At 42.6% G+C, this 1,445-nt stretch carries 1 pseudogene; it reads left to right on the top strand.

Features of this window, described 5'->3' with window-relative positions:
* A pseudogene (locus ACFINI_RS09870) lies at positions 1 to 1,445 on the top strand (hypothetical protein); the annotation flags it as partial.

Below are 1,445 nucleotides of genomic sequence, written 5' to 3' on the forward strand. Positions count from 1 at the left end.
TAAGTTTAATGAACTTACTGAAAACATCACGAATATTACTCAGGAAGTTCAAGGCGATGCGCTGTTGTGGGATAAGGCCGCAGAGGCGTTTGTAGCGACGCATGGAGAGAAGGAAAGCAAGAGTAAGATTACATTTCTTTCCAATGGAGAGGTTTCTGCAAGCTCAAGTGATGCGGTCAATGGTTCTCAGCTTTTTGCGACCAATCAAAATGTAAGCAGTGTATCTAACAATCTTGAAACAACAGCTACGAATATAGCTAAATCCTTTGGTGGTGGCGCTGAATATAAAGAAGGTCATTGGAGTGCTCCAAGCTTCAAAGTTAAGATCGTCAAAGAAGATGGCAGTGCTGTTGAAGAGCAAAGTTATGATGATGTTGCTAAAGCATTTGCTGGTGTAGGGAATTCATTCACGAATATTCACAAAGAGCTTAAGAATGAGATTAACCAAGTTGTGGGAGATAGTCTTGTTAAACAAGATGAAAAGACACATGTTATTAGTGTAGGGGGTGAAAAGAGTGGTACAGAAGTTAAGCTTTCGAATATTGATGGTGCCGCACGGACTCTTTCCGGTGTGAAAGCAGGAACGCTTTCGGAAGCCTCAAGTGAGGCGGTCAATGGTTCTCAGCTTTTTGATACGAATAAGACAGTTGCAACTTATTTAGGTGGTGGCGCTGAATATAAGGAAGGTCAATGGATTGCTCCAAGCTTCAAAGTTAAGATCGTCAAAGAAGATGGCAGTGCCGTTGAAGAGCAAAGTTATGATGATGTTGCCAAAGCGTTTGCTGGTGTAGGGGCTTCATTCACGAATATTCACAAAGAGCTTCAGAATGAGATTAATAAAGTTGTAGGAGATAGTCTTGTTAAGCAGGATGATGCCACAAAGGTAATCAAGATAGGTGATGAAAAAGAGGGTAGTGCAATCACAATTTCAAACATGAATGGTGATGCACGTAGTCTCTCTGGCGTGAAAGCGGGCACACTTTCTGAAGGCTCGACGGAAGCAGTGAATGGCTCTCAGCTTTATTCCTTGAATCAGACGCTGGCGACTTATTTTGGTGGTGGAGCTCACTATGAAGATGGTCAATGGGTAGCACCTACTTTCAAAGTTACGACATTTAATGATGATGGTAGTCCAGAAGAGCATAGCTACCCTAATATTGCGGAAGCGTTTGCTGGTGTAAGCAATTCATTTACAAAGCTTCATAATGAGATTTCAGACAATATTGAGCAGAATGCGTTGTTGTGGAGTGATGAAGACAGTGCGTTTGTAGCGCTTCATGGGAAGGGAGATAAAAGAAGTAAGAGCAAACTGAAGTCAGTTTTAGATGGCGATATTTCTGAAGGTTCGACAGAGGCGATTACGGGCAATCAGCTTTATTCCTTGCATCAGACGCTAGCGATGTATTTAGGAGGGGGAGCTAGCTATGAAGGTGGCGAATGGAGGG

This window comes from Bartonella sp. AA56HLJMS, from assembly GCF_042197145.1.
GTDB lineage: Bacteria > Pseudomonadota > Alphaproteobacteria > Rhizobiales > Rhizobiaceae > Bartonella.